Source organism: Promicromonospora sp. NPDC057488, assembly GCF_042802395.1.
In the GTDB taxonomy this organism is placed as follows: Bacteria; Actinomycetota; Actinomycetes; order Actinomycetales; family Cellulomonadaceae; genus Promicromonospora.
This window is the reverse complement of record NZ_JBHVEG010000250.1, coordinates 1-7,171: the sequence shown is the minus strand read 5'-3', so window position 1 is coordinate 7,171 and position 7,171 is coordinate 1. Positions and strand designations below refer to the sequence as shown.

5 protein-coding genes are annotated in these 7,171 nt (G+C 70.4%); 2 read left to right on the top strand and 3 right to left on the bottom strand.

The features are described from left to right. Positions 1-64 precede the first annotated feature (64 nt). Together ACFU5G_RS28225 and ACFU5G_RS28220 are read right to left on the bottom strand one after the other, a co-directional pair. Positions 65-1,045 carry a Gfo/Idh/MocA family protein gene (locus ACFU5G_RS28225; protein WP_377252139.1) on the bottom strand — a complete coding sequence of 327 codons (981 nt, stop codon included), beginning with the start codon at positions 1,043-1,045 and terminating at the stop codon, positions 65-67. 88 nt (positions 1,046-1,133) lie between these two features. Continuing rightward, entirely contained in the window at positions 1,134-3,452 is a 2,319-nt protein-coding gene (locus tag ACFU5G_RS28220; protein ID WP_377252137.1) for an immune inhibitor A domain-containing protein, read from the bottom strand. Positions 3,453-3,715: 263 nt separating this feature from the next. Between ACFU5G_RS28220 and ACFU5G_RS28215 the strand changes: the two genes are divergently transcribed. Next, a complete protein-coding gene (locus ACFU5G_RS28215; protein WP_377252135.1) occupies positions 3,716-4,963 on the top strand; it encodes an MFS transporter in 1,248 nt (415 codons plus the stop codon). Here ACFU5G_RS28215 and ACFU5G_RS28210 read toward each other — a convergent pair. Beyond that, positions 4,944-5,501, bottom strand: a complete 558-nt coding sequence (locus ACFU5G_RS28210) for a septum formation family protein (protein ID WP_377252133.1) — start codon at positions 5,499-5,501, stop codon at positions 4,944-4,946. The genes ACFU5G_RS28215 and ACFU5G_RS28210 overlap by 20 nt on opposite strands. 262 nt (positions 5,502-5,763) lie before the next feature. On the opposite strand from ACFU5G_RS28210, the gene ACFU5G_RS28205 reads away from it, so the two are divergent. Next, a complete protein-coding gene (locus ACFU5G_RS28205; RefSeq protein WP_377252131.1) occupies positions 5,764-7,104 on the top strand; it encodes an endonuclease/exonuclease/phosphatase family protein in 1,341 nt (446 codons plus the stop codon). Positions 7,105-7,171: the final 67 nt, after the last annotated feature.

The window sequence follows — 7,171 nt, the reverse complement described above, 5'->3', positions numbered from 1 at the left end:
CGATATCAGAATGAAAAAAGCGAAGAAACCAGTGAATATAAGGAGACGGGGAGGGACGGTCAGGTCACTCGCCCGGGTACTCGAGGCCGATCTGCTCGCGGATCGTGTCCAGCGTGGCCATGATCGCCACCGTCTCCGCGCGCGGGAGCAGGGGGCTGTCGAGCTCGCCGGCCGCGACCAGGCGCTCGGCCTCGGCGGCCTGGAAGTGCATGCCGCGCCCGGTCACCTCGGCGCTGTAGGTCTCCACCTCGGTCCCCGAGGCGTCGAAGACGTGCACCGTCGACGGGTTGTACCAGGTCGCGTCGATCTCGATGCGGCCCTCGGTGCCCAGGATCGAGGCCCGGTTGGGGCCCCGGGTGTCGGACGCCGACACGGTCGTGGCGACCCGGGCGCCGTCGTACCCGAAGATCGTGGCGACCGTGGCGTCCGCGCCCGTCTCCTTGAACGTCGCGTGCGACTGCACGGTGAGCGGCTCGCCGAACAGGTCCCAGGCGAACGAGACCGGGTAGATGCCCAGGTCGAGCAGCGAGCCGCCGCCCAGGGCGAGGTCGTTGATGCGGTGGGCCGGGTCGTCCGGCAGGTCCTGGGTGTGGTCCACCATGAGGGTGCGCACCTCACCGAGCACGCCCGACGCGATGATCTCGCGCACGCGCGCCATGTGCGGCAGGAACCGGGTCCACATGGCCTCCAGGACCACGAGCCCCTTCGACTCGGCGAGCTCCACGACCTCGCGCGCCTCGGCGGCGTTGAGCGTGAACGGCTTCTCGACCAGCACATGCTTGCCAGCCTCCAGCACGAGCTTGGCGGCCTCGGCGTGGAACGGGTGCGGCGTGGCCACGTAGACGATGTCGACCCCGGGGTCGGCCACGAGGTTCTCGTAGGAGCCGTGCGCCGTCGGGATGCCGAACCGGTCGGCGAACTCGCGGGCCTTCTCCAGGTTTCTGGACCCCACCGCCTGCACGGTGAAGCCGTTGTCGTTCAGGTCTGATGTGAAGCTCGCGGCGATCCCGCCGGCCGCCAGGATGCCCCATCGCAGGTGTGTCATACGTTCGAGCGTAGTGCCCGTGGAACGGGTCAGACGCTCAGTTCACCGGGGTGAACTGAGCGTCTGACACGTGCGGGGCGGGAGGGGGTCAGTTGACCTGGATGGTCATGTGGCCCTTCTTGCTGTCCTCCGTGAGCACCTTGATCGTGGTGCCGGTGCCGCCGACCTTGACCGAGTGGCCCGGGTTGGACTGGTCGTAGTAGGCCTCGGGGTTGGTGTCGTCGAACTTCCACACCGGCCACTGCTTGCCGACCTTGAGCGTGGTCAGCGACGTGGCCGACACCTCACGGTGCAGCGACAGCGCGTCCGTCTTCTGCAGGCCGAACGTGGCGTCGAAGGACTGGATGCGGTTGCGGGCGATGGTGCCGTCCGACCACTTCAGTGCCTTGGCGCGGGCGTCGACCGGCAGGGCCTGGCCGCCGCCCGGGTGCTGGGAGACGTTGTTGTCGCCGTACAGGCTGTTCACGTACCAGACCAGCAGGCCGTCCTGGTACGGGTAGTGCTCCACCTTGTTGCTGTTGGAGAAGCCCCAGCCGAAGTTGTACGGGCCCTCCTTGAGAGTCGCGTCGTATCCGCCGTAGACGCGGTTCTCCGCCACGTAGTAGTGCTGGTAGGTGACCTCGTAGGTGCCGTCGGCGCCGACCGGCACGAAGCCGTCGACGGTCCAGTCGGACGTGTCCGTGAAGTCCGCGCTCAGGGCGTCGCCCACGGCGACGTCGTCGATCGCGATGCCGGCCTCGTTGGTGCCGCCGTCGCTCGAGTAGCGGAACCGGACCGACGCCGTCTGGCCGGCGTAGTCCGCCAGGTCGGCGGTCAGGTCCACCCAGGCGCCGTCCGAGCTACCGGTGATGCCGGCGCCGGGGTTGGTGCCGTTCGGGTCCTCGTCCGTCGACAGGTTGTTCGACAGGGCGGTCCAGGTGGTGCCGCCGTCCGTCGAGACCTCGGCGAACGCGTAGTCGAAGTCCACCTCGATGTCGTACTGCACCTTGGCGGTGAGCGAGGCGCCGTCCGGCACGGTGAACGACGGCGAGGTGATCGTGTTGTTCAGGTCGTTGCCCGTGCCGGAGTAGACGAACTCGCCGTCGAACGGCTCGATGCCGTACTCCGCGCCCAGGTCGAGCTGCTCGACGCCGTCCGGCAGGTTCACGATCGCGGCCTGCGCACGCGTCGTGGCGTGGAACGACGGGCCGAGCTTGATGCGCTCGGTCTCGCCCGGCTCCACCGTCTCGTAGTCGAGCCAGCCCAGGAAGAGCTTCTCGGTGGCGCCCATGTGGTTGGGCGTGGTGCCGATGGTGCCGTCGCCGTGGCCCATCCACGAGCCGGAGCTCATGAGGTTCCAGTAGCCGGTGCCGTTCTCGCCGCCCGCGGTGTCGTAGTAGTCGGGCAGGCCGAGGTCGTGGCCGAACTCGTGGGCGAACACACCCAGGCCGCCGTTCTCCGGCTCCGTGGTGTAGTCGCGGATCCAGATGTCGGAGTCACCGATCTTGATGCCGCCGACCTTCGGGTAGTCGGCCGGGCCGTCCGTGCCGAGGCCGCCCTGGTTGACCGACCAGCGGTGCGACCAGATGGCCTCCTCGGGCGCGCCGGCCTCCTCGCCCTCGCCGGCGTGGATCGCCTGGAAGTGGTCGATGTAGCCGTCGGGCTCGGCGGTGATGCCGTCGCCGTCCAGGTCGTAGCGGTCCCAGACGTCGAACGACTGCAGGTACGCGTCGATCTCCTCGGCGGTCTTGCCCGCGGCGACCTGCTGGTCGTACCAGGCGTCCGCGGTGTCCTGGATGAACCGCGTCATGTCCGTGCCGGACTCCGTGGTGCCGTAGGAGGCCGTGCTGTACGGCACGGTCACCCAGTCGGACACGTCGCCCTGGAGGTCGAACCGGCCCGACGACATCTCGTCGTAGACGCCGGCGAACGACTCGCCGTCCTGGTCCTCCAGGCCGGTGAAGAACATCTCCTGGTAGTGCTCGCGCGAGAAGTCGGACTCCCAGTAGGTGGAGTTGTCGTTCCGCGCGGGCTCCGGGATCTCGTTGTGCGCCGGACCCGCCGTCGCGTCCGGGTAGCGCTCGTCGGCCTGGTCGCCGAAGTCGACCAGGATGCTGAAGAGCTGCGCGGTCTCCTCGACGCCGTACTCGACGTACTCGCGCGGCGAGATCTCGACGACCTTCGACTTGTGCTTGCCCTTGCCGCGGGTCTCGACCTTGGCCTGGCCGGTCGCGACCATGTCGACGGCGGTCTGCCGCTTCTCCGTCTGCTTCTCGGCGAGTGCGTCGGGGCGGTTGTCCTCCTTGGCGGGCGCCGCCTGCTGTGGCGGCTCCTCGACCGGCGGTGCCGCGGAAGCGGTGATCGGTACGACGGCGGCCGACAGCAGCAGGGCTGCTCCCGCACCGACTGCACAGATACGTCGATTCATGTTTCCTCCGTGAAGAGAGCTACGTCCGGGAGCGAGGAGGTGGTGCGTACGGGGCTCCCGGACCTGCTGGACACCTTTGTCCACGGAGGAGGAAACCAGGGAAATATTACGACAATGTTGCCTAGGACACAGTTCTGGTTCATGACGTATGCCAGGAATGGGCTCGTAGAATCGGTTCGAGGGCGCGTATTTTGGTCGCTGTCCGCCGGACCGGTTCGTCGTCCGGGTGAGCCCCACGCCCGTCGACCCAGCCGGAGATCCCCATGACCGCGAACAGCCCTGCCGCTGCGGCCTCGTTCGCCGCGCCCCCGGTCGACCAGCGCCGCGCCGCCATCGCCCTGATCGCGCTCTCGGTGAGCGCCTTCACGTTCGTGACGGCGGAGAACCTGCCGGGCGGGCTGCTCACCCTCATCGCCCCCGACCTGGGCCGCAGCACGTCCGAGGTGGGGCTGCTCGTGACGGCCTACGCCGCCGTCGTGGTGCTCGCGTCGCTGCCGCTCTCGCGGCTGACCCGCCGGTTCCCGCGGCGCTGGGTGCTCGCGGCGACCACGGCGGTCTGCACGGTCGGCACCCTGTGGTCGGCGGTCGCCGCCGGCTACGCGGACCTGATGGCCGCGCGCATGGTGACCGCGCTGGGGCAGGCGCTGTTCTGGTCCGTCGTCACGCCGGCCGCAGCGAGCCTGTTCGCGCCCGCCGTCCGCGGCAAGATGATCGCGCGGCTCGCCATCGGCAACTCGCTCGCGCCGCTGCTCGGCGTCCCGCTCGGCACGTTCGTGGGCCAGCAGGCGGGCTGGCGCACCGCGTTCCTCGTGTTCTCCGTGGTGAGCCTGCTGGCCTGCCTCGCGATGGCGATCGCCATGCCGGACGTCGACGCCGAGCAGAGCGGCACGGCCCGCGGCACCCACCCCAGCATGCGTCGCTTCGTGGTGCTCATGGTGGTCACGGTGCTGCTGGTGACCGGCGGGTTCATGATGATCACGTTCGTCACCCAGTTCCTGCTGGAGACGGCCGGTTTCCCGGACCGCTGGCTCAGCGCGCTGCTGCTGGGCCAGGGCACCGCGGGCCTGGTGGGCACGCTGCTGATCGGCCAGGTGCTCGACAGGCGGCCGTGGCAGACGGTGCTCGTGGCGCTCGGCCTGCTGACCGGCGCGCTGGTGCTGCTCTGGACGTTGGGCCACGTCCCGGCCCTCGCGCTGGTCGGGCTGGCGCTGTTCGGCCTCGCGTTCAGCGCGATCCCGCCGGCCCTGTCGTTCCTGTCCATGCAGGTGGCCCCCGGGGCCACCGAGTCGGCGACCGCGATCTCGAGCTCGGTGTTCAACGTCGGGATCGGCGGCGGCGCGGCGCTCGGCGCGCTGGTGGTCGCCACGGTGGGCGTGGACACGGTGCCCCTGGTCGGGGCGTGCTTCGTGCTCGCCGCGCTGGTGGTGGTCGGGGTGGACGTGCGCGTGGCGGCCCGCCGGACCGCCACGCCGCACGACACCGTGCCGGGAGTTACTTCGCGGCGCCCTTGAGGCTGCCGGTGAACGGCTCCTCGGAGCTGATGATGCACTGCAGGGAGCGGTCGTTCAGCTGGTCCCAGGTGGCCTGGGTCGGGTAGAAGCCGGTGTAGCCGTAGACGGACTCGTCGTAGGAGACGCCGACGAACTTCTCGAACTCGTCGTAGCACCACTCGTCGAACTTCTTCGACATGGCCTCGTCGCCCGGGTACTTGGCGTCGTCCATGATGAGCTCGGCGTAGACCTCGCCCGTGTGCTCCTCGGCGCACGGCACCACGGGCACCGACTCGACCTCGAAGTCCTCGCCCTCCCCGGTCTCGCCGTAGCCGTCCAGGGCAGCCAGGTCGATGCAGTCGCCCTTGAGGATGTCGAAGGCGTCCGCGTCCGCCGAGGCGGTGATCTCGCCGCCCGGCTCGTCACGCGGGGCCTCGCCGCTCGACATGATGCCGTCGAGGACCGAGCAGCCGGTGAGCATCGTGAGCGAGACGGCCGCTGCGGCCGCCGCGGCCAGCAGCCGGGCCGGACGACGGACGGTACGGACAGTGCGGTTCATCAAGTTCTTCCTTTTGGTTCGGCACGACGGCGGACGCCCTCGCCGCGGCCACCTCGGGCCGCCCCGGAAAAATACCGTCTCGAACGTCCGTACTGGTGGCGAGCGGACAACGATTCGATTACGGCCGACGGCGGCCGGTACCGGGGCCCGCGGAGGCCCGACACGGGGCCCTGTTCACGCGTCGTTCACCCGCGCGAGCGGGCGCCGTCCTACGGTGTCGCTGCGGACCACCCGCGCACGACACCCCGAAGAAGGAGCAGTCATGCGAGCCAGCACCACCTCGCGCCTGACGGGCGCGGCCGCGGCGGCGGCCCTGCTGGCCGGGGCCTTCCTCGCCTCGGCGAGCACGGCCTCGGCGGGCACGACGCCGGCGGGCACGACGCCGGACGGCACCGCCGCGGCGACGTCGGCCAAGCACGACCAGGACCGGGACCGGGACCACGGCAAGCACCGGACGCTGCGCGCCGCGACCTACAACCTGTCGCTGAACCGCGCGACGAAGGGCGAGCTCGTCGCCGACCTGGCCACGGGCGACGACGTCCAGGCGGCCACCGTGGCCGAGGTCATCCAGCACGCGAACCCGGACGTCGTGCTGCTCAACGAGTTCGACTACTCCGGCGACGCCGACCCGTACGCCGCCGCCGACCTGTTCCGCGAGAACTACCTCGAGGTGCCGCAGGGCACGGGCGAGCCGGTCGAGTACCCGTACGCCTTCGTGGCGCCGTCGAACACGGGCGTCCCGAGCGGGTTCGACCTGAACAACGACGGCACCGTCGGGGGCGGGGACGACGCGCTCGGCTTCGGGCTGTTCCCGGGGCAGTACGGCATGGTGGTGCTGTCCAAGTACCCGATCCAGCACCGCGACGTCCGCACGTTCCAGGACTTCAGGTGGCAGGACATGCCCGGCGCCCTGCTGCCGGACGACCCCGCCACGGAGGCCCCGGCCGACTGGTACTCCGCCGAGGAGCTCGCCGTGCTGCCGCTCTCGTCCAAGTCGCACTGGGACGTGCCGGTCCGCGTGGGCCGCGAGACGGTGCACGTGCTCGCGGCGCACCCGACCCCGCCGTCGTTCGACGGGGCGGAGGACCGCAACGGCCTGCGCAACCACGACGAGATCCGGTTCTGGGCCGACTACGTGCGCGGCGGCCGCACCGCCAGGTACGTCTACGACGACGAGGGCCGGCGCGGCGGGCTGCGCCCCGGCTCGTCGTTCGTGATCGTGGGCGACTACAACGCCGACCCGCTCGACGGCGACTCGGCCACGGGCGCCGACGGCGCTCCCGCGATCGACCAGCTCCTGCGGCACCCGCGGATCACCGACCCGCGGCCGACGTCGGCGGGCGCGGCCGAGGCCTCGGCGCTGCAGGCCGGCGCGAACCTGACGCACCTGGGCGACCCGGCGCTCGACACGGCCGACTTCGCCGACACGACGCCGGGCAACCTCCGCGTCGACTACGTGCTCCCGTCGCGCGACCTGCGGGTCCGGGACGCCGGCGTGTTCTGGCCGGCCGCGGCCGACCCGCTGTCCCGGCTGACGGGCGTCTACCCGTTCCCGAGCAGCGACCACCGCCTCACCTGGACCGACGTCAAGCTGCCGAAGTAGAACTGTGGCGAGATAGAACTCTGGCGTACCTCCTGATCAGGGGGTACGCCAGAGTTCTATCTCGCCA

Excerpts from the sequence above, each read along its gene's own strand:
- ACFU5G_RS28220 (WP_377252137.1), bottom strand. The coding sequence starts at position 3,452 with ATGAATCGACGTATCTGTGCAGTCGGTGCGGGAGCAGCCCTGCTGCTG.
- ACFU5G_RS28215 (WP_377252135.1), top strand. The coding sequence starts at position 3,716 with ATGACCGCGAACAGCCCTGCCGCTGCGGCCTCGTTCGCCGCGCCCCCG.
- ACFU5G_RS28210 (WP_377252133.1), bottom strand. The coding sequence starts at position 5,501 with ATGAACCGCACTGTCCGTACCGTCCGTCGTCCGGCCCGGCTGCTGGCC.
- ACFU5G_RS28225 (WP_377252139.1), bottom strand. The coding sequence starts at position 1,045 with ATGACACACCTGCGATGGGGCATCCTGGCGGCCGGCGGGATCGCCGCG.
- ACFU5G_RS28205 (WP_377252131.1), top strand. The coding sequence starts at position 5,764 with ATGCGAGCCAGCACCACCTCGCGCCTGACGGGCGCGGCCGCGGCGGCG.